Below are 24,013 nucleotides of genomic sequence, written 5' to 3'. Positions count from 1 at the left end.
GAGAGCTGAAGCCCCGTCAACCTGAGGTGTGGATGCGGTGGTCGTGCTCAGTTTCCGACTCGGAAGCCGTACTTCTCCCCGAGTTTGGTGAGGGACGACAGGCCGGGCTTGCCGTCCGCGTCCGCGCCGTTCAATCCGAGACTGCGCTGCCAGGCCGCGTAGGCGGCGATGGTCAGCGTCCCGAAGGAGCCGTCCACGTACTGCGGGGCGAGCAGCCCCTCCGCCGCCAGGGCCTTCTCGACCAGCAGCACCTGCTCCCACGAGTACGACCGGGCCCCTTGTTCCCTCGGCGGGTCCCATGCCGCGGCGTGGTTGACCTGGCCGACGTAGACCCACGGCAGCTGGCCGTCCGGCGGCGGGGACGCCGGCGGGGCGGCCGGCGGGGCGGAGGCCCACTTCGGATCCGCCGAGACGATGCCCTCCGCGTAGTTCGGGTACCCGTAGGCGTAGACACCGGACGTCTCGTTCCCGAACCGGGACCGGGTCTTGGCGTAGCAGCCGTCGCCTTCGGAGGATCCGGTGTCGTTGGTGTTGAACTCGACCGTCTGGATGTGGTCGTCGTCGTACCCGACCACGAAGCCGGTGTGCGCGCCCCCGCGCGGAAGTTCGCCGGAGGAGACGAAGAACTGGGCGCCGATCGCCGGGTACTCGGAGTAGCGGTCGACCTGCTGGTAGCCGGCGATCGAGCTGTAGCAACTGGCCGACTTCGGGATCAGCGCCTCCAGGCCCTCCAACTTGAAGCACACCCAGAAGCCGATGTCGCACCAGGCGACGAAGTTCATACCGAAGACTTCGGCGAAGTTCACGCCGTGGATGTTCCGGATGTCGTTGTTCCAGTGTCCGTTGGCGGAGCCTTCGTGGGCACCGACGAACGACTGGAATCTCTGCGTGACGTTCTCGACCTGACTCATTGCTGAGCCTCCATAGGGACGAGGGGCGGTGGCGCCGGTCATGAAGTCCGGGTAGGCGCCGCTGCTTGAAGGGGAAGACGGATTACCGAAGGAATGACATTCGGCGTGAACGGCGCCCGTCGGCCTTGTGCAAAGGCTCGGATTCGGCAGCCGCAAAGCCCGACAAGTCAGTCAAACCGACCGTATGGCCAGGTCGAGAACGCGGCAACCGGAACGGGTGGGCGGCGGATCGCGCCGGTGCTGTCCGCGGATTACCGGCGCACTCGGACGCGCCCCGGCGCATTTCCGCCGCCTCAGCCGACCTTGACCGGGTCCGGCGTGCTTAGCGTGTAGCGCATCTTCTCGCGCCGCACCGCGCCCAGACGGTCGTAGAAGCGGATCGCGCCCTCGTTCCACGCCGGGGTGTTCCACTGCACCTCGTCGAGCCCCAGGGCCTTCGCCTCGGCCACCACGGCATCGACCAGGTGCCGGCCCAGACCGAGCCCGCGGTGCTCGTCGCGCAGATAGAGGCAGTCCAGGTGCAGGTACGGCCTCCCCTGCCAGGTGCTGAACTCCGTCGTGAAGCTGGCGTACCCGGCGAGCGCGCCGCCCGGCAGCTCCGCGACCAGGCAGCTCAGCCGTGGCTGCGGACGGTCGAAGAGCTCCGCCGCCAGCAGCCCCGCCAGACCGGCGGCCGGCGGGGCGGCCTGCTCGTAGGCGGCGTGCTCGGCCGCCAGGGCCGCCACCTCCGCCAGGTCGCCGCGCACCGCGCGGCGGACCTGTGATGTCTCGTGATCGATCATGCGCGTCATCATGCCTGGTCCGCGTGGCTGACGAGCCGTCACAGCAGCACGTGCTCCCCCGCCCGGTACGCGCGTACGGTGACGCCGTCCGCGCTCGCCCGTACCAGATGGACCCGGCCGAGGCCGCGGACCCGGGCGTCGGCGCCGTCCACGGCCAGTGCGGTGTTCTCGTCGATCGCCACCCCGGACGCGACGTCGCCTCGGGCAACCGCCTCGACCAGGCGCGGCAGGGTGCCCCACTGGGCGGCGTGGACGTCCACCGCGAGGTCGAGCAGGGCAAGGCCGTCGCGGACCTCGATCTCCTCCAGGTCCTCGGACGTCTCCTCGGCGCAGACCTGCACGCCGTCCGACAGCCAGCCACCGACCAGCGCCCGCCGGGCCGCGATCGCGGCGCCCGCCGAGAAGCCCGCGTACGGCAGCGGGCGCGCGGCCAGGTAGGCGCCGAGCGGGCCGGCCAGCGCGTCCTGGTAGGCGGGGGTCAGCCCGCCGCCGACCAGCAGGGCGTCGGCGGTGTCCAGCACCGCCGGGTCGAAGTCACCACCGATCGGCACCAGCACCGCGAGCGGCCGGCACGGCGCCGCCTTCCGCAGCCTGGCGTCCCACAGCGCGAACTGCTCGGCGCCGTCCCCCTCGTCGATCAGAACGCAGGCCACCACCGGGTCCGGCCCGGCCTCCGCCAGGAACGGCCCGTACAGCTCCGCGAGTACGCCTTCGTCCCGCCCGCCGCCGACCAGATGAACCGTCATGTGTGTCTCCCCCTCCGTGAACGTCGGGTCAGCCTAGGTGACCGCCTGCCGGTTCAGCGACGGGTTTGTGAGGCACCCGGAAATTTCTGTTATCCCTGTGGCGCCCGCTGATCTCCCAGGTATCGGAAGTCAGGCAAGCGGGCTGAACGGGGATCCCGGTCGGAGCGCCTGCCGTATCCAGGAACGGGAGAACGTGCATGGCAGGGAGAAGAGCCGCACACCGGCGGCGGAACCACCGCGGTCTGCTCATCACCGTGGCAGCGGTGACCGCCGGCGTCATCGCGAGCGCGGTCGGCATCGGAGCCGTGGGGGACGGCCGGCCGACGGCCGCAGCCGGAGTCACCGCGCTGTCCGCGACCGCCGCGTCCCCGGCAGCCGCGCCACGGCACGACGAGGCCCCGACGCCGATACGCGAGATACCGAAGAGCGACCCCGCGCGCGGCCTGGTCTACACGGGACTGGTCCCCGCGGCCAAGGACGACAAGTGCTCGGGCGTGTTCAAGGTCTCGACGGCCGATCTGTGCACCCACGGGCCTGATGTGCCGCCCAAGGGCGTCGACATCCACAAGACCACTCAGCCCGCCGTGGCCGCGGTCGACAAGGACCCCGAGCTGCCGGGCGCGGACGGCTCCGAACCGCCGTCCTCGGCCGACCTGTTGAAGGACCAGCCGCCGGTCCTGGACGCACCGACCGGCACCACAGTCGCCGCGGCCTCGCCCGCCGGCGCCTCGCCCTCGGCATCCGGCGGGAACACGGCGGCCGCGGCCGCCGGTACGACCGTCGTCTGCGACGGGGACGGGACGACGGGCAACCGCGTCCAGGTCCTCTACGTCCACGCACCGGGCCAGGACCGCTTCGGGCAGTACCTGCCCTCGTTCAAGAAGTGGGCGGCCGACGCCGACGCGATCTACAACGCCAGCGCCGGGGAGACCGGGGGCGTACGCCACATCCGGTTCGTGACCCAGCCGGACTGCACCGCCTCGGTCCTCGACGTGGAGCTCTCGGCCGGAGCGATCCGGGAGTTCGGCGCCGGCAACAGCGCGCTGGCCTCCCAGGGCTTCAACCGCCGCGACCGCAAGTACATGATCTTCGCGGACGCCCAGGTCTACTGCGGTATCGGCACCTTCAACGGTGACGAGCGCCCGGGCCAGGACAACCTCAGCAACTTCGGCCCCTCGTACGGGCGGACGGACAACGGCTGCTGGGGCGGCTCCACCGCCGCGCACGAACTCGGCCACAACCTCGGCGCGGTGAACAACAGCGCCCCGAACTCGAGCAAGGCCGGCCACTGCGTCGACGAGTGGGACATCATGTGCTACTCGGACGCGCCGTACTACCCGCAGATGCAGATCCACTGCGCGGACCGCAGCCACGACGACCGTCTCGACTGCAACCACGACGACTACTACAGCACCAACGTGAAGCCGGGCAGCTACCTGGCCACGCACTGGAACGTCGCCAACAACCAGTTCCTGATCCCGCGCGGCGGCAGCAACCCGGACCCCAACCCGAGCCCGACGCCCACGCCGACCTCGAGCCCGACCCCCTCGCCCTCGCCGACGTCCACCACCGGTCCCGACGTGACCGTGGGTCAGCTGACGGCGGACTCGGTGGTCCTGAGCTGGCAGCAGGTCAACGGCGCCGCGGAGTACGAGATCCGGCTGAACGGCCGGGCAATCGGCAGCGTCAAGTCGACCGTGGTGCGCGTGGTCCGTCTGCAGGCGGACACCGCCTACACCGTCGCCATCGCCGTGCGCGACGCGAACGGCCGTACCTCGAAGCCGGGCCGCCAGGCCTCCTTCCGCACCCTCAAGTCCGGCGGACCGGTCGGGCCCACCAAGCCCGGCACGCCGTACCAGATGCTCAACGGCCTCACCGGCCAGGCCGCGGACCTGTGGGGCAGCTCCACCAATGACGGCACCGTCCTCATCGCGTACCAGAGCACGGGTTACGCCAACCAGCGCTGGATCTTCGACGACGCCGGCGACGGGTACCTGAGGATCAAGTCTGCGCTCACCGGCAAGTGCCTCCAGCTCGGGGGCCGCCTGGTCCAGGGCCAGTACGTGGCGCAGCAGCCCTGCAGCGGAGACGCCTCGCAGCAGTGGAAGGTCACGGCCGGCGGCAGCGGTTACACGCTCGCGGCCAAGGGCAGCTCGCTCGTCCTCGGCGTCAGCCACCGCTGGTACTACGGCGGCTGGCTGCTGGAGCTCCAGCGGCCGGACGGCCAGGCGTACCAGAACTGGAGCCTGCAGCAGGCCTCCTGACCCGTCCACTCCCAGGTGCGGCCCGGCCCGACGCCCGGGCCGCACCCGCTCACCCCTCCCTCAAGGAGCCGTTCCGCCATGCGTACCCGCCCTGCCGCGATCCTGACGGCACTCGTCCTGACCGGCCTGCTCACCGTGGGGACTTCGGGCCCGGCGGCCGCGCACGGCGACGCCATCCATTTCGAGTTCGCCGGACCGGCCGGCGGGCACCCGCAAACGGTCGCCACCTGGGAGAACGACGGCGATCCGGTCACCGAGGACGTCTCGGCGACGCTGAGCGCGGTCTCCGCGGACGGCCGTTCGCTCGGGCCCTGGCGCCTGATCGCCGTCCCGGGGCACGAGGCCACCTTCACCACCCGGGAGGAACTGCCCGCCGGGAAGTGGACGGTGACCGTGGAGTCCGGCTTCCCGGCCCTCGGCCGGGGCGAGGCCGAGATCACCGTCACCCCGGCTCCGCGGACGGCCGGCCCGTCCGTGACCCCGGCCGCCGCGTCGGCCGGCCCTGTGGTGACGCCGACTCCGACGCCGACGGCTGCGGCTGCGGCTGGCGATGGGCGGTCCGGTTCGTCGATGCCGGTGGGCTGGATCGCCGTCGGCGTGTCCATCCTTGCGGGCCTGGCCGTGGCGGCAGCCGTGCTCCGACGGCGCCGGGCTTAGAGGCTGGGCAACCGGCTGGACCGGGCATCCCAGGGGCGCGAGGTACTGCGCGAAGCGGGAGGCTCGGGGCCGTCCTTCCGATCTCGCGCTCTTCCCCGCGCCCCTGAACCGTGCATGGCTGAGCGCCTGCCCACGGGCTCAGTCCTGGGCGTCCTCGCTGCTCAGCAGCTGCCCCAGGCCCGCGCGGGTGGCCACCACGACCAGCCGGTCACCCTCGGCGAGCACCTGGTCCGGCGGCGGGTTCCAGCGGGGTTCGCCCTGGTCGCCGAGGGCCACGGCGAGGACCCGCCACAGGCCGGGGCGGTGCGTCTCGGCGACGGTGCGTCCCGCCAGGTCCGGGTTGCCGGCCACCTCGACGGCCGCGACCAGCAGGACCCGGCGGCCCACCGCGATCGCGCCGAGGACCTCGCGCCCCATCATCGCGGAGGCGAAGGAGGGGGCCGCCAGGAAGGAGACGCTGCGGCTGCGGGTCTCGGCCTGCGGGTAGGAGTCGCGAAGAGCCCGGTAGATGTCCCCGGCGAGGTCGTCGTCGAAGAGCCGCAGCACCACCCGGACCTCCGGGTTGCACTCGCGGGCGTAGAGGACGGTCTCCACGTTGGTGTTGTCGTTGCTGGTGAGCGTGATGAGGGCCGTGCTGCGGCCGATCTTCGCGGCTTCGAGCACGCCGTCCTGGGTGGCGTCGCCGATCACCACGGGAATCCCGTACGCGCGGGCCCTGGCGACTCCGCGGGCGGTCGGGTCGCTGTCCACGCACACGATGGGCACGTCCAGCTCCCACAGCCGGTCCAGCACCCGGCTGCCGACCCGGCCGAGGCCGACCACGATCACATGGCCGGACAGCCCGCGTGGCGGCCGGCGCAGCCCGGATGCCGTGCGGAAGGTGCCGAGCGCCTCCAGAGCGAGCGCGATGAGCAATGGCATCAGCAGCATGCCGCTGACCGCGGCCAGTATCTGCAGCAGCTTGCGGCCCGGCCCGTCGTCGGTGGCGGGGTCGGCGATGCCGAGGACGTCGAGGACGGCCAGCCAGGCGGCGTGCAGGGGGGACTGCCCGGTCAGTGCGGAGGTCAGGCCGGCGAGCAGGGCCACCAGGCCGGCCAGCCCGGCGAGGGCCCAGCGCAGCCGGGAGGAGAACAGGGCGGCCAGCGGCACGCCCGACACGCCCGGCAGCCTGATCGGGCGGCGGTGCGGCTGCCGGGCCTGGCCGAGGAGCTCCAGGACCACCCGCCCGGCCTCCGGCGCGATCGAGTCCGGGTCGGGCAGCAGCTCGTCGCTGACCTCCAGACGCCCCGGGCCGGCCGGCAGGGCCAGGGTCGCGATCTCGCTCTCACCCGGTTGCCGGCCCGGCTCGACCTCGGCGACGCGCAGCAGCCGCCCGTCCACGTGCACGACATGACTGCGGCCGGACAGGGCTGCCGCGACCAGGGCAGGGGCGGCGGTGGAGGAGGGCGAGAGGATGGTGGTGGAGGCCCCCGGGGCGGCAGGCGACAGCCCGGGGCGTCGGACATCCGCAGCCCGGTCGAGGAGCTGCTCGACACGCCGGCCGAGCCTGCGGTTGTAGACGCGGATGACGAGGCGCAGCCCGGGGTTGATCCGGCGTGCGCGCAGCCCGGCGTGGATGTTCGCCTGGTCGTCCTCGGAGGTGAGGGCGAGCGCGACGGCGTTGCGGATGCCGACCGCCGCCAGCGTGGCGTGGTTGAGGTCGGCGGCCTCGACCACGGTGACGGCGAGCCGGCCGTCGGCGGCGAGCGCCGCGATCTGCGGTCCGTGGCCCTGCCGCAACGAGGGCAGTACGACGGTGACCCGCTGGCCGTACAGCCGGGCGAGCTCCAGTGCCAGGCGGTGCGCGAGCGCGTCTCCGCCGCAGATGACCATGTGCCCGGTCGGTGTCCCGGGCGGGATCTGCTGACCGGGCAGCACAGGACCGGGCCTGGTCCGGTCGGTGACTGACGTGGGTGACATGCCGTCAGTCTGCCGGTCCCCGCGGCGCAGCCCGACACGGAGTCCGATAATCCGCTGGTCGCAGTTGCCGTGACCAGCGACACGATTCGCCGACTCGCGCAGACATTTCCGCCGTTCGCGCCCGGACCCTGCTACAGTCGAAGAAGTTGCAGTTGTGGTTCCCATGAACTTTGTGTGCGCCTGCTGGTTGTGACCACCAGGCGCATTTTTGTTTCCCGGAGATTTCCGGGCGGGTCATCATCGCGGCGACGCGAAGCGCGCAAAATCGCGGGCTTCGGAGAGCCCCATGAAGGAGATACATAGATGGCTACTGGCACCGTGAAGTGGTTCAACGCGGAAAAGGGCTTTGGCTTCATCGAGCAGGACGGTGGCGGCGCCGACGTCTTCGCCCACTACTCGAACATCAACGCTCAGGGTTTCCGCGAGCTGCTTGAGGGCCAGAAGGTCGAGTTCGACGTCACGCAGGGCCAGAAGGGCCCGCAGGCGGAGAACATTCGCCCGCTCTGATTTCACTGCATCGGCATCCGCTACGCAGCAGGGGCCCGCATCGTGTACACGCACGGTGCGGGCCCCTGGCCGTTCGGCCGCCCACGCCCGGTCCCATATTTCTGGTTCGTTCTCGTGGCCTTCGTGCGGCCCTGCGCTGCGGAGTCTTCCTCGACAGGCGACCCCCGAGGAAGGTTCTCGCATGACCCGACCCACCCGTAGCCCGCACCGAAGTACCGGCTCCCGCCCGGCCGGCCCGCAGCGTTCGTCGAGCCGCCAACGGCCTTCCAGGCAGAGCGAGTTCGCACTGCCCGTGAGCACCACACCCGCCCTCCCCGCCGTCGAGTCCTTCGACGAGCTGGACATGCCGGCGGCCCTGCTCACCACGCTGACCCGCAAGGGCGTCACCGCTCCCTTCCCGATCCAGGCCTCCACCCTGCCGAACGCACTGGCCGGACGCGACGTCCTCGGCCGCGGCCGTACGGGCTCCGGCAAGACCATCGCCTTCGGCCTCGCGCTGCTGGCCCGCACCGCCGGACGCCGGGCCGAGCCGCGCCGCCCGCTGGCCCTGGTGCTGGTCCCCACCCGTGAGCTCGCCCAGCAGGTCACCGAGGCGCTCATGCCGTACGCCCACTCGGTCCGGCTCCGGCTCGCGACCGTGGTCGGCGGGATGCCGATCAGCCGCCAGGCCCATGCACTGGGCCGGGGCGCCGAGGTCGTCGTGGCCACACCGGGCCGGCTCAAGGACCTGATCGAACGGGGCGACTGCCGGCTCGACGAGGTCTCGATCACCGTCCTGGACGAGGCGGACCAGATGGCCGACATGGGCTTCCTGCCGCAGGTCACCGAGCTGCTCGAGCAGGTGGCCCCCGACGGCCAGACCATGCTCTTCTCGGCCACGCTCGACCGGAACGTCGACCGGCTGGTCCGCCGCTTCCTCGAAGATCCGGTGACCCACTCGGTGGACCCCTCCGCCGCCACGGTCAGCACCATGGAGCATCACCTGCTGCATGTGCAGAGCTCGGACAAGAACGCGGCCATCGCCCACATCGCCTCCCGTGACGGCGGGGTGATCATGTTCACGGACACCAAGGACGGCGCGGACCGCCTGGTGGAGAACCTACTGGCCAACGGCGTGAAGGCCGCCGCCCTGCACGGCGGCAAGTCCCAGCCGCAGCGGACCCGCACCCTCGAGCAGTTCCGTACGGGTGAGGTCACCGCGCTGATCGCCACCAACGTCGCCGCCCGCGGCATCCACATCGACGGGCTCGACCTGGTCGTGAACGTCGACCCGCCGACCGACCACAAGGACTACCTGCACCGCGGCGGCCGCACCGCCCGCGCGGGCGAGTCCGGCACCGTGGTCACCCTGGTGCTGCCCAACCAGCGCCGGGCGACGGCCCGCCTGATGGCCACCGCCGGCATCACCCCCGGCTCCGCCCGGGTGCAGTCCGGCGACGCGGAGCTCGCCCGGATCACCGGCGCCCGCGTGCCCACCGGCGTGCCCGTCGTAGTGCCCGACCCGGTGGTCGAACGCCCCCGCCGCCGCCCCTCCTCCTCCTACCGGGGCGGCCCCCGTCGCGGCGCCGCCCCCACCAGCCGCGGCTCCCGGGCCGCCGCACCAGGGCGCACGGGGCTCGCTGCCTGACACTGACGGTCCCTTGGCCGAGGCAGCAGGGTCACCACAGGGGCGCGGGGAACTGCGCGAAGCGGAAGGCTGCAGACCGTTGCCTTCCGCTTCGCGCAGTTCCCCGCGCCCCTGTCTCTGGTCACCCGATCATGTTCGGTTGCCCACAACTCGGCCACAGCCGCGAGTGAACCTCCACAGACATCTGGTGCGCGACCGGAGGACCACCTACAGTGATCGATGCTCTTTCGCGAGCACCATCTGAGGTCACCTCACGGGACAGGTGGGAGTACAGCAGACATGCGCGACGACCCCTGCAGACTCGGCCCCGGCCACGGCGTCACGCTCGTCCGTGAGCACGCGCTGGCCCGGCTCGCCGAGGACGCGTCCGAGCGGCTGGCGCTGCTCGTCGCGCCCGCCGGGTACGGCAAGACCACCGTGCTGGCACAGTACGCCGACCGCTTCCCGGGGCAGGTCGTACGGTGGCGCCCGTGCCGCGGGACCACCGAGCCGGAGTCGCTGCTCGCCGCTATCGCCCGCCAACTGCCCAGCGTGACGCGCAAGCTGAGCGTCGAGACGTGCGTGCTCGCCGTCGAGCGCCGGCCGGGCCCGGTGCTGCTCCTCGTCGACGACCTCCACCTGATCCACGGCACGGCGGCGGAACACGCCCTGGAGGAGATCGCCCTGCTGGCACCGCCCAATCTCCGGGTGGTGGCGGCCGGCCGACGGCTCCCGCTGCTCAACCTGACCCGGCGTGAGCTGCTCGGCACCACCGTGCTCCGGGCGGCGGACCTGCGGTTCCGGACGGACGAGACCCGAGAGTTCCTCGGCAACGCCCCGCAGGGGCCGGACGACCTGGCGGCCCTCACCCTGGGCTGGCCCGCCGTCCTCCACCTGCTTCGCCCGGTACTCGTCCACCGTCTCGATGCGACCGCCCTGGGGCTGCTGACCCGCGGTTATCTCGACCGCGAAGTGCTCGGAGCCCTGCCCGACCGGCTGCTCGGGTTCCTGGAGCAGGTGAGCGCGCTTCCCGTACTCGACCCGGAACGCTGCGACGCCTTGCTCGGCAGCCCGGACAGCACCTGGCTGCTGGACGAACTGGCCAACGACCGCGGCCTGTTGGAGCCTGGCCGGGATGCCGGTACGTTCCACTGGGTCCCGCTGCTGCGCGAGCACCTGGCCCGCAGGCCGGCCAGCCGGGGCACGGCCGAGCCACGACCGGTGGGCCGGGCCACCGCCCCCGCCGAACCCGCCGTCGCCGTACGCTGCTTCGGCGGCTTCGACCTCACCCTCGGCGACCGGCCGCTGGACTGGAGCCTGGTCCGGCCCCGCGCCCGCGCCCTGCTGCGGATGCTGGCCATCCACCCCGGCCGACCCGTTCACCGCGAGCTGCTGATGGAAGCGCTCTGGCCGCACCGCCCACCCGCCACCGCCGCCCGGGCGCTGCACGTCGCCGTCTCGACGCTGCGCACGTTCCTGGAGCCGGGGGTCGGACGGGGCGCCGCCCAGCTGCTGGTGCGCTCCGGCGAGGCGTACGTGCTGCGGATCCCGGCGCAGGCGAGCTGCGACCTGCGACGGTTCGAGACCGCCGTCGCCGAGGGACTGCGCGCCATTGCCGCCGGCCGGCCGAGGGTGGCCGCCCAGGCGCTGCGCCTCGCGCTGGACACGTACACCGGGGACCTGCTGCCCGAGGACGGACCCGCCGAGTGGGTGGTGGACCGCCGCGAGCACTACCGGCGTACGGCCGCCGAGGCGGCGCTCGCACTCGCCAAGCTCGAGCTCGCCGGCGGGCGGCCGCCGGCCGCCGCCCAGGCCGCCGGCCGGAGCCTGGACATCGACCCGTTCCGGGACGACGCCTGGCAGACGCTGATCGCGGCCCAGCAACGGTGCGGGGACACGGCCGCTGCCGAGCGGAGCCGTAAGGGGCACGCCCGGATGCTGCTCTCGCTCGGGCTGCCCTCCGTCTCCCCGGGTGCCGGCGAACCGGGCCTGGGGGATCTCACGGTCGCCTGAAGAACTCGATCTCCGCCACGGCCACCCGCCGCTCCTGGGCCGAGCCGAAGCTGGACTCCACGGTCAGCCGTACGCGCACCACGCCGCTCACCGCGACGTGGAAGCGCTGCGGGCCCGGCGAGTCGGCGAGCTTCAGGTGCCGCACGGTCACCGTGCCGTCGGAGGCGGTCAGGGTGAGGGCGAGTGACTGCGGGCGCGCCTGGGTGAGGAACTGCTCCGCGTTGGCGGAGGTTCCGGGGTGGACCACGACGTCCAGCAGGCGGAACGATTCGGCGAACCCCGCCTCCAGGTACTCGCCCTTGCCGTCGCCGGTGCGGGCGGGAGCCCAGTAGCGGTCGGTGGTACCGTCGGCAGCCAGCTTGGCGGGGTGCGCCGGGTCCTCGCTGGAGGCCCGGAGGGTGACCGCGTGGATCTGCTGCGGCGTCGCCATGCGGTCCCGGACGACCTCCACGCCGGAGGCCAGCCGCCCCCGGAGGGCGAAGGCCCCACCGGCCAGGAGCAGCAGCACCAGCAGCGGCACCACCAGCCGAGGCCGCCGCCACGCCCGCTGCCTCGGCCGCTCACCCGCGAGCGGCTTCGGGCGCGGGCGCCGGGTGAGCAGCCGACGCCACCACGGAGGCTTGGCGGCGACCGGGGCGTCCTTGAGCGAGGCGCCGCAACGGCGGCAGAACAGGCGGGTCGGGACGTTCCCCACGCCGCACTGGCCACAGATCAACTCGCCTGGCGCAGGCGGCGGTTCGCTCTGGGGCCGGGCAGCCGTCGTGAGGGCCGGCTCCACGGGCCGACCCGGCTGAACGGCAACCGCCACCGGCTCGGCGGGCGCCCCGGCGGGTGGAGAAGCAAGTGGAGGAACAGGTGGAGCAGCAGGCACGACGGGCGGTTCGGACGGCCGGGGTGGCACGGTCGGGGCAGGCGTGGCCTCGGGCTGCCCCTCCCAGGACAGATAGGCCCCGCACCCACCGCAGAAGTCCTCGCCGCGTGTGCACGGGCGCCCGCAGGCCTCACAGGTCACCATGGGCTTCCTCCCTTCCCGTCGTCACGATCTCCACCCTCGGCACCAGGTGAGCCGGACAGCCCGCGCTCACCAGCGCCGTCAGCGCCCGGCGGTCGACCGATGCCGGGTCCGCCACCCGCAGCCGAACCAGCAGGCCCGGTACCGCCGTTCCCGGCAGCGGGCCGCCCGGCACCGCCGACCAGGCTGCGCCGCCGCTCTCCTCGATCTCGGGCTCCACCCCGAACGCCAGCCGCACCTGGGCCGCCAGACCCGCCCGGGTGCCGCGCAGGGCGTGCAACTGCACGGCCCTGGCCACCGCTTCACGCTCCCGCTCGGCCGCCTGCTGCGCGCCGACCCAGCGCGCCAGGTAGGCCAGGAAGTCCTCCGGCGCCAGCTCCGGATCGAAGTAGGCGGGCAGGTTGTCGAGGGTGCAGAGCACGGGTGCGAGCACCTCGTCCAGGGCGGCGGTGAAGCGATGGAGGAAGTCGTCCTCGGCGTAGACGGCGGGCAGTTGGCCCCCGATCGGGTGCCGGGTGCCGAGCCCGGGGAGCGAGGTCCGACCGCCGGCCGCTTCCCCGCTCACCCGACCCGCACCTGGTGCTCGTAGGAGAAGACCAGGGCGTGCGGTCCGAGTTGCACGCGGTCGGTCGCCTCGCCGCGCTGCCCGGTGCGCGGATCGGCCGGGAACAGCCGTACCCGGTCGACCAGTTCGACCCCGGGCAGCTGCTGCAGCACCGCGAACACCTCCCCGGACTGCACCGGCCGGCCGAACGGCCAGCCAGTCCCCTCCGGCCCGCCGGTGAGCGGGTTGAGGTGGCGGTGGAGCGCGGTCAGCGCCGCCCGCTGCAGGGCACCTCGCGAGTGGCCGGGCTTCGCCTGCAACTCGGCGACCACGGTGACCCCTTGATAGTACGGCGGCTCGACCAGGAGTCGGGCGCCGAGCAGCCGCCGCTCGTCGAGGAAGCGGGTGACCTGGCCGAGCAGCTCGTCCGAGCAGGCCAGCCCGGCGAAGTCGAGCCGCCCCTGCCCGTCGTCCTGCGCCCGGGGGACCAGCAGCACCCGGACCCCGCCGGCGTCCGGGCCGCTCTCCGTGGCCACGCAGCGGACCCGCCCGACCTCCGGCGCGGCCTCCCGGGCCAGTTCCTCGTAGTCCTCGGCCGTGACGGCCCGCCCCCTGGTGCGCAGCACGATCGGGCCGCGCAGGCGAGCGTTGGCAACGTCCTCGCCGTCCACTCCCCCGCTCGCCGCCTGCCGGTTCTCCACCCGGGCGACGTACGGGATCGAGCTGCGCAGCACAGTGAGAGCGCCGCGCGCGACGTTGCCCCGGCGGCCGCCGCCCGTCCGGTAGGAACGGACGCGGATCGGCACGCCCTTGGGAGGTACCGCGCCGTGCCGGCGCAGGGTGCCGTCGGGTTCGCGCAGGGCCGGGCCGAGGGTGATCTCGCCGGTGGTCCGGTCGAGCCGGAAGTGGCGGTCGTCCTCGGTGGAGCCGCCGAAGCCCTCGACCTTCTGCCACTCCTCGCCGCCCACCTCCAGCACGACCGGCTCTCCGCCGGCCGCCACCGGAGGGCGGGCCACCGTGAAGGACTGCCCGGGCACGCCCTCGGACGGGCCCAGCAGCTCGCCCCGGACGACCTCGGCGTGGGCGGCGGAGGCGGTGCCGCCGATGGTGAAGGCCCGCGCCGAGATCAGCACGGGAGTCGCGGAGTAGGCCGGCTGCCCGGGGACGACCGGGGTGACCCGGCAGCGCAGCCAGCCGGCCCGGTGTCCCGCCTCCACCGAGGCCGTGTGCCCCGGAGGGACGTGCAGGATGACATCGCCGGGGCGGTTGAACCCGCCGGTGGCATCACCGTCGACCTCGCAGGCCGTCCAGCCCTCGCCCGTCCAGGCCTCCCAGGTCAGCGGTGGGTGCCGGGGGTTGATGCCGTGCCCCTTGACCGGGAAGTCGAGCCGGAGCGCGACCACGCAGTGCGGTACGGGCTGGGAGAGGCCGAACAGCAGGAGGTCGCCGACCTGCGGGGTCATCGAGAAACAGGGCGTCCCCCGGCCGTCCGCCAGGTCGGTGTCGCGGTCGGTGACGGTGCCCTGGGCGCCGCCCGCAAGGTGCGACAACTCGCAGGGGAGGATGGAGAGTTCCCTCTCCGTGGTGAAGACCACCGCCTCCTCGGTCTCGGTCCGCAGGGTCGCCACCTCCGTACCGGGGCGCACCTCGACGGGCTGCGGCAGCGGGGCGGAGAGCCAGAACGTGACGTCGGTGCGGGCGGCGGCCGGCGGGAAGAGCTGGACCCCGATCAGGTCGAGGAAGGCCAGGTGGTTCTTGTCCGGCACCCGGTTGAGCCGGTAGAGCAGCTGGTCGACCATGTGGGCGAAGGTCTCGATCAGGGTGATGCCCGGGTCGGAGACGTTGTGGTCGGTCCACTCCGGGCAGCTCTGCTGCACCATCCGCTTGGCCTCGTCCACGAGGGCCTGAAAGCGGCGGTCGTCCAGGTTGGGTTGCGGCAGTGCCATCAGGCCCCGCCTTCCGGGCCGTCGTGAGAGGGGATGACGTAGAACGGGAAGACCAGGTTGCGCGGGTCGTTGGTGCCGCGCAGCGCGTAGCGGATGTCGATGTAGAGCGTGCCGGAGTCCACCGCGTCGAAGCTGACGGTGACGTCGACCAGCTCGATCCGGGGCTCCCAGCGCTCGAGCGACAGCCGTACCTCGTACGCCAGCAGACCCGCCGTGGCGGCGTCGGCCGGGGCGAAGACATGGTCGTGGATGGCACAGCCGAACATCGGCCGCATCGGCCGCTCACCCGGTGCGGTGCCGAGGATCAGCCGAATACTCTCCTCGATCTCCCGTTCCATGGTGACCAGCGCGATCGAGCCGGTCGGGTCGGTCCGTACCGGGAAGGCCCAGCCGGCGCCGGTGAACTGCTCGCCCATGGCCGCCGTCACCCGCCGATCAGGACGGTCGGGCAGCCCAGGATCACCGGGGCACCGCAGGCGGCCATGTCCCCCAGCCGGGCTGCGGGCATGCCGCCGATCAGCACGGTCGGACAGCCGGGCGGGGCGATGGCGCTCGGCGGGTGGACGGCCGGCGGGGGGAATGAGCAGATGTGCGGGGTGCCCACCACCGCGGCCGGCATACCGCCGATGAGCACGGTCGGCACCCCGGGCGGCCCGATGACGCCCGGGTGTCCGGTGGGGTCGCCGACCCTGGCGGCAGGAGGCATGTCCCGTACTCCTTCAGTTGATCTTCACCAGTGCGGCACTGATCGAGCAGGTGGCCCCGCCCTTGATCTCGGTGCTGGCCCGGCCGTTGACCCCGACCGTCGTTCCCTGGACGTCGACCTGGCCCTGTGTCTGCAGCTTCAGCGCACCCGAACCGCCGTCCAGCTGGACGCCCGAGCGGGCCGTCACCTCGACGGACTGGCCGGCCAGTTCGAGCTTTCCGCTGCCCGCGTCGACGGAGATTCCCTGGTCGGCGCGGACGGTCACCTTCTCCTTGGCCTCGACGACCACGGTGCCGTCGCTGTGCACCACGACGGAGGTCTGCTTCTCGTCCAGGTGAAGGGTGAGCTTGCCGTCACCCGTGGAGAGCCGGACGCCCTTGGGGCCGGAGGCGCTGTCCAGCAGCTCCAGCCGGTTCCCGCTGCGCGAGACCAGCGAGCGCCGGTTGATCGCACCGCTGGTGGAGTCCACCAGGTCCCCGTCGTGGCCGGAGGGGTGGTCCACCCCGTTGTAGAGGCCGCCGACCACGTACGGGTGGTCGACCAGGCCCTGCTCGAAGCCGACCAGCACCTCGTCGCCGACCTCGGGGCTGAACACTCCGCCCCCGCTCTTACCGCCGAGCTGCGCCGTCCGGGCCCAGTCGCTGACGTACTCCTCCGACAGCCAGGGAAAGGAGAGCTTGACCCGCCCCTGCCCCTGCGGGTCCCGGGTGTCCGTGACCGTCGCGCTGACCAGGCCCGGGATCCGGGCGCTGCTCGGCCGGGAGCCACCGCCGCCCGAGGTGAGCCCGAAGAGCGAGCGGTCGGACCGCCCGCTGACGGTGACCCAGGTCTGGTAGCCCACGGCCGGGTCGAAGACATGGCGCGTGGAGGTCACGGTGTACTTGCCCTCGAAGGGCGCGCCGACGTTGGTGAGCGTCACGGCGGTGCCGGCGCGAAGCCTGGGGATCCCCATCGCCACCGCCTCGAGCTCCGCGAAGGAGGAGGCGACGTCGGCGGCGAGCGAGCGGGCCGCCTGGTCCGCCTCGGCCTGGGTGCCGTACGGCACGTCGGTGGCGAGGAAGACCGACTCGCCGAAGGGATCGGCGACCTGCTTCGGGGTCAGCCCGAGGGAGAGCCGGTCGGTGCTGCCGGCCGGGGCATGGCCGACCACGGCCCGCTTCGCCTGGACGTCCCAGCCCCTGGCCTCGACCTCCCGTACCTGGTCGGCCGAGGTCACCATGGCGTGGCAGCGCAGCAGGTTGCGGCCCAGCTCCAGCACGAACGGGCTCGACCGGACGGGCGTCGAGGTGCCGGGGGCGGCGGCCGCCTCGGCGGGACGGCGGAACTCGAACTTCCCGTCGACCACGGCCACCTCGCGTCCGGCGCCGGCCGCCAGCTGCTGCAGGAACTCCCAGTCGGTGACGCTAGGTTGGGTGACGTACGGCCGGACGGCCGTGGTGGCGTCCACCGTGCCGAGCGGCAGCCCGGCCCGGCGAGCCACCGCGGTGGCGATGTCGGAGGCGGTCATCTGCCGGTAGGCGGCCACCCGGCGGCCGCGGAAGAGCCGGTGGGAGTGGTCGAGGCCCCGGACGACGGTGAAGGTGCCGGTGGAGTCGAGGTCGATCTCCAGGGCGGTGACCTCGCCGGAGACCAGGAGTTGGCGCTGCGGATCGTCCCCCGCGCGGGCGTACAGCCGCAGGGGTGTACCGATGGTGATGCCCGCCTTCTGCAGGACGAGGTGGTGCGGGTCCCGGAAGCGGAGCACGAAGAGGTCGGGCAGTCGACGGCTGTCGTCGACGTACCCGGAGACCAGCAGCTCGGCCACCCCGGCGGGCAGCGGCCGGCCGGCCGCCTCGACGGCAAGGGTGTTGGCGAAGCTCTCTCCGGCCATGGTGCGCTCACCTCCGGTGGTTGGGGTCGGGGATTGGGTCAGGGGTTGGGGTCAGGGCGTGCCGGTCAGTTCCTCCGCGCCGGGCAGCAGCAGCTCGGTGCCGGGTCGCAGGCGCATCGGGTCGTCGATGCCGTTCGCCTCGGCGATCTCCCGCCAGGCGCCCGGGTCGCCGTACTCCCGCCAGGCGAGCAGCGCGAGGGTGTCCCCCGCCACCACCCGGTGCACCCGCCGGGCGGCCAGGGCACCCGAGGTGGGGTTCTGGCCCGCCTTCTCGCCGCTGAGCTCCTCCAGGGTGACCTGGCAGACCGCCCTGATCGGCAGGCCGCCCGCCGTGAAGAGGGTGTACTTCGCCTGCACCTGGCTGATGTACCCGACGAAACCGGTCAGCCCGCCCCAGTGGAAGATCACCCACGGGGGTACGCCCTGCTGCTTGCTGTGGGTCTGGGAGGTCGGCACGCAGCAGGAGAACAGCTGCTCCACCGCCTGGACCACCCGGTCGTCCTGACGGTCCGTGGCGTCGAAGAACATCTCCAGGGTGAGCTTGCTCGGCTCGGGCCCCTTGAACTCCGCCGGGCCCGCGGTCTTGGCTCCCCGGGCGGTCTTCCGCTCCCACTTCGCCGCCTTGGCGAGGCTGAGCTCCTTCGGGTTGAACTGGAAGTCGATCTTGCTCAGGTGCGGGCCCGGCGCACTCGTACCGCCGTCCGCCGGGGGATGCCGCAACTCCAGGTACGCGCGCTCCAGTTTGGGCCGGCCGCCGCCGGACGGGCCACTGGAGGCCGCGCTGAACGCGACAGGGGAGGATGACATCGGGCGCGCCCCCGCTCAGCCGCGACCGGAGTCGAGGAAGCCGTGATGCGCGATCTCCAGCGTCTCCGTGGCGACCTTCGCGTTCTCCGGGCTCAGCGAAGGCCCCTGCCAGCGGACCGGGACCACGTCCATCAGGCTCCAGCGGGCGACGACCCTGCCGTCCGCCGTCATCGCGCTGATCTGGCCGGTCTTGCGCGTGACACCGGAGACCATCCCGGCGATCCACCGGGTGACCTTCTCGGTGTCCTTGGTCACCGGACGGGTGAGCTTGATGTTGGAGTACTTGATCCGGGACGGCAGTTGCCACACGTAACCGTTGTTGCCGCCCTCCTCACGCTGCTCCATCACCACCTCGCAGCCCAGACCCTCGCAGCTGTTGAACGCCCCGAGGCTGAAGTCGTCGATCTTGACGATGAAGCACACGCTCACCGCCGGGTCGTCGTCGGCCATCCGCGCATCTCCCTTCTGCTGGTGGGTCGGTGAAGCGGGTGAGTCGGTCAGTTCCTGCCGTCGAGCCGCAGCCCGGCGCGTTCGCGGTCCAGGCGGAGCTCGGCCCTGAGCAGCCTGCTCAGCGGGTCGATCAGGCGGCGGACCAGGTCGTCGGTGCTCTCCGCCTGCGCCGCCTGCGGCTGCGGTGGTGGTGGCGGTGGTGCGGAGGCCTGGGGCGTCGTGGCCGGCTCGGGCGGCGCGGCGGGCGGGGGGTCGGGCGAGGGCGGGTCGGGGGCTCGCTGTACGGGAGCGGGCTCGGGCTGCGGCTCGTACACTCGCTGCACATAGGGCAGTTGAGTGAGGGTGGCAGGTGGCGATTCCGGTCCTGGCACCGGCAGCGGTGGTGCGAACAGCACGGAGCCGTCCGGCATGCGCTGAGCTATGCCTGCCGCCACCGCGACCGATCCCGGGTCGGTCGGCTTAGGCGCGGGGGGAGCCACGCGCGGTGCGGCGGCCTGGATGACGCGCTGCACCGACGGCGGACGCGGGGCGGGCACCCCGCCGACCGAGGCGACCCGGGCCTCCGGCACGGCCGCCAGTGGCTGCCCTTGGGCATCTTCGTCCGTACGCTGCACCGGAGTTGGCGCAGCGCGCAGCTCCAGACCGCGCTCCCCCACCAGGCCCACCCGGCCCTCCGGCTCCGGCCGCGGTACCCGTGAGCTTTGCAGCGGCACGGGGCGGACGGCCTGGCTCTCACCCCCGGCGCGTACCTGCGGGCCGGGCTCGGCTCGCGGGGGCATCGGTACGGGGGCTACGGCGGAGTCAGTCTCGGGCGGGCTTGCTTCCGTCCGCTGCAGCACCATGGGCGGTGAATCGGCCAGTAGCGGGGCCACGGTCTCACCAGGCGGCAGCGGATCACCGACCACCGGGCCTGCTACTTCCCGGTCCCGGTCCGGCGCCGGCGTTTCCGGGAGGCGCGGCACCTCCGGCATCGGCTCACCGACCCTGCTTCGCAGCGGCAGTTGGACCTGCGGCGGGGACGCACTGCGCTGCACCGACGGCGGTGGAGCGGAGAGCGGAGCGCCCAGGCCCAACCGACGCTGCACCGGAGCCGCGGGCGTCGCAACCTCGGGCGGGTTCACATCCGTCGTGGACAGCGGCTCGATCCGCTGCACTGCCGGCTCCACCGACCCGGTAGCCAGCGGACGGTCACCGACCAGCGGGACCGACGCCACCTCAGGCCCCTGATCATCCTGCCTGGCCTCCACCAGTGCAGGCGGCTCCTCCATCCGCTGCACCGGCGGACGCGCCCCGACCAGCGGAACCGACACCACCTCAGGCCCCTGATCATCCTGCCTCGCCACCACCAGTGCAGGCGGCTCCTCCATCCGCTGCACCGGCGGACGCGCCCCGACCAGCGGAACCGACACCGCCTCAGGCCCCTGATCATCCTGCCTGGCCTCCACCAGTGCAGGCGGCTGCTCGATCCCCTGGACCAGCGGACGGTCGCCGACGAGCGGGGCCGACACCACGTCAGCTCCCCGATCATCCACGCCGACCGGTTGCGGGCGGTGCACACGGCCGGCCGGCTCGGCCTCCATCCGCTGCACCACCGGCTCCACCGCCCCCTTCGCCGGCGGACGGTCGCCCACCAGCTCAGCCTGCGCAGCCTCCGGCACGAAGACCGGGTCCGCTTCTCCCCGCCCGGCCGGCCCACCTGCGTCAGAGACGGTCGGAGTCCTCTCGTCGCGTGGAGCCACCGTCAGGGTCCTGACCGGCAGGTCGACCGTACGGGCCACCGTCAGCTCCCGTCCCGGCTCCTGCGGAACACGCTGCAGCGGCGTGCCCCGCACCTCCTCGCGGCGGTCCCCCACCGGTGCAGTCCCCCCATCCGCAGGGATCTGAATGACCGTCATGTCGGCTGGAGGCTGCCGTATCTCCTCGTCCCCCGGTGGATGAAGAGCGGTCTCCTCTCTCGTCCGCTGGACACTGCCCGGTGCGGCAACCGCAGGCAAACCCGCTGCAGGAACGGAGACCGACAAGGCGACCGGGCCGGAGGTCACAACCGGGCTCTCCGGCGCCTGGAGTCCGACGGCGACTTCACCCGCATCCACCACCGCCCGCTGGACCGTCGCCCCGGCGTCACCCGCCCCCACCCGCCCCGCCCGGGCCGGGAACCGGACCTCCGCCGCACGGGTCGGCTCCGCAAGCCCGTGCCCCGTCCCGGAAGGGGCCTGCGCAGAGACCAGATGGCCGAGCGGCGCGAGGAACGACGGGTCCCGCCAAGTCGCCAGCCCGGCCCGGAAGCCCTGCGGGTCCGCGACCAGCTCGGGCGCGCCGAAGGTGAGCCGCTGCACGGGCAGGTCCCGCCAGCCGGGCTCGGGAGCCCGCCGCGCCGGTCCGAGGGGGCCCTGCTCCACCCCCCGCCCGGTCAGCCTCGCCCACCATCCCATGACCGCTCACCGACCCGAGGCAAGGGTGTTCAACCGGGCGATCTGGGCAACGTACTGCAGCCGCTCGGGGTGCTCGAGGTCGAGGATGGAGTCCAGCGGCCAGTGGAAGTGGTAGGCGACGTACGCGACCTCCTCGTACAACCGCTCGGTCGCGTACGTCACGATTCCCCCAGGCGGCCGCCGGCGAGGTCCACCGCGAAGTCGCAGGCGCAGGACGGGCAGGTGACCTGGGCCCTGGTGTGGCCCTCGGCGTTGATCCGGCGGTAGAAGTCCTGAAGGAAGGCCAGATCCGAGGCGAACAGGTCCTCGATGACCCCGGCGTGCACGTCCGTCACCCCGCCGATCCGCGTCACCACCCGGCCCAGCAGCACCACCGACAGGTAGGCCGGGTTCTCCCGGACCCGGTCGTCCCGCAGCGGTACGAGCTCGTCCCGGGCCGTGGCCAGCCGCATCACGCCCGCCCGGTGCACCTGCCCGGCATCGTCCACGTAACCACGCGGCAGCTCGAACCCGAACTCCGTCCGCATCCGCTCCCCGGAGTCGGAGGACCGGCCCTCGGAGGATCGGCGCTCCGAGAGCGGGGGGGCCTCCGCGGAGGCCGCAATCTGTCGACGCATCAGGGCCTCACGCCACGTCCATCTGCTCGTACGTGATCACGATCTTCTCCGTGAGCACGCTGGTGTCGCCGGCCTTGAGCGAGCCGATCTCCAGGCTCTTCGGCCAGGCGTTGACCAGGGTGTAGCGCTTGATGGGGCGGCCCTCGTAGTCGAAGACAATGATCGCGCCGCCCTTGCGGACGTCGCCCATCTTGCCGAAGCGCGAGTCCTTCACCCACTTCTCGAAGCTGTTGTCCGCCGTCAGCCCGCGCGTCAGCGTCACCTCGCCCGCCTTCGGGCGGCCCGGGAGCTTCTTGATGACGTACTTGCCGTCGGCGGTGTTCTGCTTGAGCTCGATGACGTCCTGCTCCATCTTCAGGCCGCTCACCTCGTTGATCTGCTTGATGACCACACCGTCGAACTCCAGCCCGAAGGAGTGGCCGACCGAGGTGTCCATGTCGGGAAGTGCCATGACCAGCTACCGCCTTCTGCCGAAAGAGCCCTACTCGTTGACGAGGCTGGTCCCGCCCGAGAACTGGGCCAGCCGGAAGATCACGAACTCGGCCGGCTTCACCGGCGCGATACCGATCTCGCAGACCACCTGGCCCGCGTCGATGCCCTCGGCCGGGTTGGTCTCCCGGTCGCACTTGACGTAGAAGGCCTCGTCCGGGGTGAGCCCGAACAGCGCGCCCTTTCGCCATTCGTTGACCAGGAAAGCCGAGATCGTCCGGCGGATCCGGGCCCAGAGCGCGTCGTCGTTCGGCTCGAAGACCACCCACTGGGTGCCGATCAGGATCGACTCCTCCAGGTAGTTGAAGAGCCGGCGGACGTTCAGGTAGCGCCAGCTCGGGTCGGAGGAGAGCGTCCGGGCTCCCCAGACCCGGATGCCGCGGCCGGGGAAGGCCCGGATGCAGTTCACCCCGATCGGGTTGAGCAGGTCGTGCTCCCCCTTGGTCAGATTGACCGTCAGGTCGACGGCGCCGCGCACCACCTCGTTGGCCGGCGCCTTGTGCACCCCGCGACTGTCGTCGTTGCGGGCCCAGATGCCCGCGATCGCACCGCTCGGCGGGACGAAGCGGTTCTGCCCGGTGGCAGGGTCCGCGACCTTGATCCACGGGTAGTACAGCGCCGCGTACTTGGAGTCGTAGCCGGCCCCGACCAGCCGCCAGTCCTTGACCTGCTGCGGGCTCAGGTCGGGCAGCGGGTCGATGATCGCGACCCGGTTCCCCATCAGCTCGCAGTGCGCGATCATCGCGAGCTGGACGGCCTTGACCTGCTCGGCGTCCAGCGCGCCCTGCTCGTAGGCGCTCATCAGGTCGGGGACGGCCAGCATGGTGACCTCGTCGACCGCCTCCAGCCCGGCGAAGCCCGTACGGTCGTCCGCGTTGCCGACGTACTCGGCCGGGGTGAGGCCGCTCGGGACGGCCGCCGGGGCGGGAGCGGGCGGGACGGCGACGGTCTGGTTCCCGGGGCGCGCCAGGGCGTTGGCCGCCGCCGCCTCCTCGACCACGATCAGCCGCGAGCGCTCGCGGACCACCGTCACCACGTAGTTGCGCTGGCTGCGCTTGGCCGAGACCTCGAAGGTCTCCTCCACCTGGTCCCCGCGCCTGACCCTCAGCGTGAACGCGTCCTCGGCCGGCGACTCACCGCCCGCATCCGCCACCTCGACGGAGAGCCCCTCGCCGGCTCCCTCGAGCCCGGCCACCCGGAAGGCGTCCAGCGCGGCCCGCGGGCCGGCCGGAAGTGCGGCCTTTCCGCCGCGCTTGCCGCCGGTCGCGGCGGCCGGCGCGGACTCGGGGGCCGCGCCGACCCGTACCACGTAGCAGACGCCGCCGCCGTTGAGGAAGTACGCGTAGACCGCGTGCGCCAGGTACGAGCCCTCGGTGAAGTCACCGAACTCCCGCGTGTACTGGCTCCAGTTGGTCACCAGGGTGGGCGAGTTGTACGGCCCCTGCGCGGCCAGCCCGACGAACGCGGCCACCGCCGTCCCCACACCCTCGATCGGGCGCGATCCGGCCTCGACCTCTTCGACGTAAACGCCTGGCGACAGGTACGACGGCATCCTCAGCCCCCTTCAAACCCCCAACTGGGTACGCCCAGACTGTCCCTGCCGCCCCACCAAGGTCATGACCGACCGTACGGCGCTTCGGGTAGCCCCGGCTGCCCCATCGGGCACCGACCGGGTGCACGGAACGGCCCGGGATG

General features: G+C 72.5%; 22 protein-coding genes. 5 read left to right on the top strand and 17 right to left on the bottom strand.

Annotation, left to right across the window (positions count from 1 at the left end; genetic code table 11):
- Nucleotides 1–47: 47 nt before the first annotated feature.
- From FB465_RS31000 to FB465_RS30990, 3 genes are all read right to left on the bottom strand, one after another.
- Nucleotides 48–911, bottom strand: a complete 864-nt coding sequence (locus FB465_RS31000) for a peptidoglycan-binding domain-containing protein (protein ID WP_145795890.1) — start codon at nucleotides 909–911, stop codon at nucleotides 48–50.
- Between the two features lie 293 nt (nucleotides 912–1,204).
- Nucleotides 1,205–1,693, bottom strand: a complete 489-nt coding sequence (locus tag FB465_RS30995) for a GNAT family N-acetyltransferase (RefSeq protein WP_145795888.1) — start codon at nucleotides 1,691–1,693, stop codon at nucleotides 1,205–1,207.
- A gap of 38 nt (nucleotides 1,694–1,731) precedes the next feature.
- Nucleotides 1,732–2,439, bottom strand: coding sequence for a Type 1 glutamine amidotransferase-like domain-containing protein (locus FB465_RS30990; RefSeq protein WP_145795887.1), 708 nt, complete (start codon nucleotides 2,437–2,439; stop codon nucleotides 1,732–1,734).
- Between the two features lie 197 nt (nucleotides 2,440–2,636).
- On the opposite strand from FB465_RS30990, the gene FB465_RS30985 reads away from it, so the two are divergent.
- The gene (locus FB465_RS30985; protein WP_246192953.1) at nucleotides 2,637–4,703 is read left to right on the top strand and encodes an RICIN domain-containing protein; all 2,067 of its coding nucleotides are present in this window, start codon (nucleotides 2,637–2,639) and stop codon (nucleotides 4,701–4,703) included.
- A 78-nt stretch (nucleotides 4,704–4,781) separates the two neighbouring features.
- Entirely contained in the window at nucleotides 4,782–5,360 is a 579-nt protein-coding gene (locus FB465_RS30980; RefSeq protein WP_145795885.1) for a hypothetical protein, read from the top strand.
- Between the two features lie 138 nt (nucleotides 5,361–5,498).
- Here FB465_RS30980 and FB465_RS30975 read toward each other — a convergent pair whose 3' ends face one another.
- Nucleotides 5,499–7,319: an NAD-binding protein gene (locus FB465_RS30975; RefSeq protein WP_342791861.1), complete on the bottom strand. Its 1,821-nt coding sequence runs from the start codon at nucleotides 7,317–7,319 to the stop codon at nucleotides 5,499–5,501.
- A 303-nt stretch (nucleotides 7,320–7,622) separates the two neighbouring features.
- Between FB465_RS30975 and FB465_RS30970 the strand changes: the two genes are divergently transcribed.
- The 3 genes from FB465_RS30970 (at nucleotide 7,623) to FB465_RS30960 (ending at nucleotide 11,445) form a co-directional block, all read left to right on the top strand.
- On the top strand, nucleotides 7,623–7,826 hold the full coding sequence (locus FB465_RS30970; protein ID WP_034090357.1) for a cold-shock protein: 204 nt from the start codon (nucleotides 7,623–7,625) through the stop codon (nucleotides 7,824–7,826).
- 181 nt (nucleotides 7,827–8,007) lie between these two features.
- Nucleotides 8,008–9,453, top strand: a complete 1,446-nt coding sequence (locus FB465_RS30965) for a DEAD/DEAH box helicase (protein ID WP_145795883.1) — start codon at nucleotides 8,008–8,010, stop codon at nucleotides 9,451–9,453.
- 279 nt (nucleotides 9,454–9,732) lie between these two features.
- Nucleotides 9,733–11,445, top strand: coding sequence for an AfsR/SARP family transcriptional regulator (locus FB465_RS30960; protein WP_170290728.1), 1,713 nt, complete (start codon nucleotides 9,733–9,735; stop codon nucleotides 11,443–11,445).
- Here FB465_RS30960 and FB465_RS36050 read toward each other — a convergent pair.
- The 13 genes from FB465_RS36050 to FB465_RS30895 all read right to left on the bottom strand — a co-directional run bounded on the left by FB465_RS36050 (nucleotide 11,432) and on the right by FB465_RS30895 (nucleotide 23,870).
- Nucleotides 11,432–12,139, bottom strand: a complete 708-nt coding sequence (locus FB465_RS36050) for an NADase-type glycan-binding domain-containing protein (protein ID WP_170290727.1) — start codon at nucleotides 12,137–12,139, stop codon at nucleotides 11,432–11,434. The genes FB465_RS30960 and FB465_RS36050 overlap by 14 nt on opposite strands.
- Before the next feature lie 307 nt (nucleotides 12,140–12,446).
- A complete protein-coding gene (locus tag FB465_RS30945; RefSeq protein ID WP_145795880.1) occupies nucleotides 12,447–13,022 on the bottom strand; it encodes a phage tail protein in 576 nt (191 codons plus the stop codon).
- Nucleotides 13,019–14,947 carry a putative baseplate assembly protein gene (locus FB465_RS30940; RefSeq protein ID WP_145795878.1) on the bottom strand — a complete coding sequence of 643 codons (1,929 nt, stop codon included), beginning with the start codon at nucleotides 14,945–14,947 and terminating at the stop codon, nucleotides 13,019–13,021. The genes FB465_RS30945 and FB465_RS30940 overlap by 4 nt, the downstream gene beginning before the upstream one ends.
- Nucleotides 14,947–15,363, bottom strand: coding sequence for a GPW/gp25 family protein (locus tag FB465_RS30935; RefSeq protein WP_145795876.1), 417 nt, complete (start codon nucleotides 15,361–15,363; stop codon nucleotides 14,947–14,949). Before FB465_RS30935 ends, FB465_RS30940 begins: the two co-directional genes overlap by 1 nt.
- 8 nt (nucleotides 15,364–15,371) lie before the next feature.
- Nucleotides 15,372–15,653, bottom strand: coding sequence for a PAAR domain-containing protein (locus FB465_RS30930; RefSeq protein ID WP_145795875.1), 282 nt, complete (start codon nucleotides 15,651–15,653; stop codon nucleotides 15,372–15,374).
- 13 nt (nucleotides 15,654–15,666) lie between these two features.
- Entirely contained in the window at nucleotides 15,667–17,523 is a 1,857-nt protein-coding gene (locus FB465_RS30925; protein WP_145795873.1) for a VgrG-related protein, read from the bottom strand.
- Nucleotides 17,524–17,574: 51 nt separating this feature from the next.
- The gene (locus FB465_RS30920; RefSeq protein ID WP_145795871.1) at nucleotides 17,575–18,330 is read right to left on the bottom strand and encodes a CIS tube protein; all 756 of its coding nucleotides are present in this window, start codon (nucleotides 18,328–18,330) and stop codon (nucleotides 17,575–17,577) included.
- 15 nt (nucleotides 18,331–18,345) lie between these two features.
- Entirely contained in the window at nucleotides 18,346–18,780 is a 435-nt protein-coding gene (locus FB465_RS30915) for a phage tail protein (RefSeq protein ID WP_145795869.1), read from the bottom strand.
- 47 nt (nucleotides 18,781–18,827) lie between these two features.
- Nucleotides 18,828–20,633 carry a hypothetical protein gene (locus FB465_RS30910; protein ID WP_145795867.1) on the bottom strand — a complete coding sequence of 602 codons (1,806 nt, stop codon included), beginning with the start codon at nucleotides 20,631–20,633 and terminating at the stop codon, nucleotides 18,828–18,830.
- A 585-nt stretch (nucleotides 20,634–21,218) separates the two neighbouring features.
- Nucleotides 21,219–21,374, bottom strand: a complete 156-nt coding sequence (locus tag FB465_RS36045) for a DUF6760 family protein (RefSeq protein ID WP_170290726.1) — start codon at nucleotides 21,372–21,374, stop codon at nucleotides 21,219–21,221.
- Nucleotides 21,371–21,829 carry a hypothetical protein gene (locus FB465_RS30905; RefSeq protein ID WP_145795866.1) on the bottom strand — a complete coding sequence of 153 codons (459 nt, stop codon included), beginning with the start codon at nucleotides 21,827–21,829 and terminating at the stop codon, nucleotides 21,371–21,373. The genes FB465_RS36045 and FB465_RS30905 overlap by 4 nt, the downstream gene beginning before the upstream one ends.
- Nucleotides 21,830–21,836: 7 nt before the next feature.
- Nucleotides 21,837–22,280 (bottom strand): phage tail protein, encoded by a 444-nt coding sequence (locus FB465_RS30900; protein WP_145795864.1) that lies wholly within the window; start codon nucleotides 22,278–22,280, stop codon nucleotides 21,837–21,839.
- 30 nt (nucleotides 22,281–22,310) lie between these two features.
- Nucleotides 22,311–23,870: a phage tail sheath family protein gene (locus FB465_RS30895; protein WP_145795862.1), complete on the bottom strand. Its 1,560-nt coding sequence runs from the start codon at nucleotides 23,868–23,870 to the stop codon at nucleotides 22,311–22,313.
- Nucleotides 23,871–24,013: the final 143 nt, after the last annotated feature.

Source organism: Kitasatospora atroaurantiaca, from assembly GCF_007828955.1.
In the GTDB taxonomy this organism is placed as follows: domain Bacteria; phylum Actinomycetota; class Actinomycetes; order Streptomycetales; family Streptomycetaceae; genus Kitasatospora; species Kitasatospora atroaurantiaca.
The sequence above is the reverse complement of the archived record's forward strand: the minus strand, read 5'-3'. Positions and strand labels throughout refer to the sequence as shown.

What these genes read in the sequence shown, in the direction of transcription:
- FB465_RS30905 (WP_145795866.1), bottom strand. Translation starts at nt 21,829, where the DNA reads ATGCGTCGACAGATTGCGGCCTCCGCGGAGGCCCCCCCGCTCTCGGAG.
- FB465_RS30960 (WP_170290728.1), top strand. Translation starts at nt 9,733, where the DNA reads ATGCGCGACGACCCCTGCAGACTCGGCCCCGGCCACGGCGTCACGCTC.
- FB465_RS30965 (WP_145795883.1), top strand. Translation starts at nt 8,008, where the DNA reads ATGACCCGACCCACCCGTAGCCCGCACCGAAGTACCGGCTCCCGCCCG.
- FB465_RS30920 (WP_145795871.1), bottom strand. Translation starts at nt 18,330, where the DNA reads ATGTCATCCTCCCCTGTCGCGTTCAGCGCGGCCTCCAGTGGCCCGTCC.
- FB465_RS30970 (WP_034090357.1), top strand. Translation starts at nt 7,623, where the DNA reads ATGGCTACTGGCACCGTGAAGTGGTTCAACGCGGAAAAGGGCTTTGGC.
- FB465_RS30935 (WP_145795876.1), bottom strand. Translation starts at nt 15,363, where the DNA reads ATGGGCGAGCAGTTCACCGGCGCCGGCTGGGCCTTCCCGGTACGGACC.
- FB465_RS31000 (WP_145795890.1), bottom strand. Translation starts at nt 911, where the DNA reads ATGAGTCAGGTCGAGAACGTCACGCAGAGATTCCAGTCGTTCGTCGGT.
- FB465_RS30895 (WP_145795862.1), bottom strand. Translation starts at nt 23,870, where the DNA reads ATGCCGTCGTACCTGTCGCCAGGCGTTTACGTCGAAGAGGTCGAGGCC.
- FB465_RS30930 (WP_145795875.1), bottom strand. Translation starts at nt 15,653, where the DNA reads ATGCCTCCTGCCGCCAGGGTCGGCGACCCCACCGGACACCCGGGCGTC.
- FB465_RS30985 (WP_246192953.1), top strand. Translation starts at nt 2,637, where the DNA reads ATGGCAGGGAGAAGAGCCGCACACCGGCGGCGGAACCACCGCGGTCTG.
- FB465_RS30975 (WP_342791861.1), bottom strand. Translation starts at nt 7,319, where the DNA reads ATGTCACCCACGTCAGTCACCGACCGGACCAGGCCCGGTCCTGTGCTG.
- FB465_RS30925 (WP_145795873.1), bottom strand. Translation starts at nt 17,523, where the DNA reads ATGGCCGGAGAGAGCTTCGCCAACACCCTTGCCGTCGAGGCGGCCGGC.
- FB465_RS30990 (WP_145795887.1), bottom strand. Translation starts at nt 2,439, where the DNA reads ATGACGGTTCATCTGGTCGGCGGCGGGCGGGACGAAGGCGTACTCGCG.
- FB465_RS30995 (WP_145795888.1), bottom strand. Translation starts at nt 1,693, where the DNA reads ATGATCGATCACGAGACATCACAGGTCCGCCGCGCGGTGCGCGGCGAC.
- FB465_RS30980 (WP_145795885.1), top strand. Translation starts at nt 4,782, where the DNA reads ATGCGTACCCGCCCTGCCGCGATCCTGACGGCACTCGTCCTGACCGGC.
- FB465_RS30940 (WP_145795878.1), bottom strand. Translation starts at nt 14,947, where the DNA reads ATGGCACTGCCGCAACCCAACCTGGACGACCGCCGCTTTCAGGCCCTC.
- FB465_RS30915 (WP_145795869.1), bottom strand. Translation starts at nt 18,780, where the DNA reads ATGGCCGACGACGACCCGGCGGTGAGCGTGTGCTTCATCGTCAAGATC.
- FB465_RS30900 (WP_145795864.1), bottom strand. Translation starts at nt 22,280, where the DNA reads ATGGCACTTCCCGACATGGACACCTCGGTCGGCCACTCCTTCGGGCTG.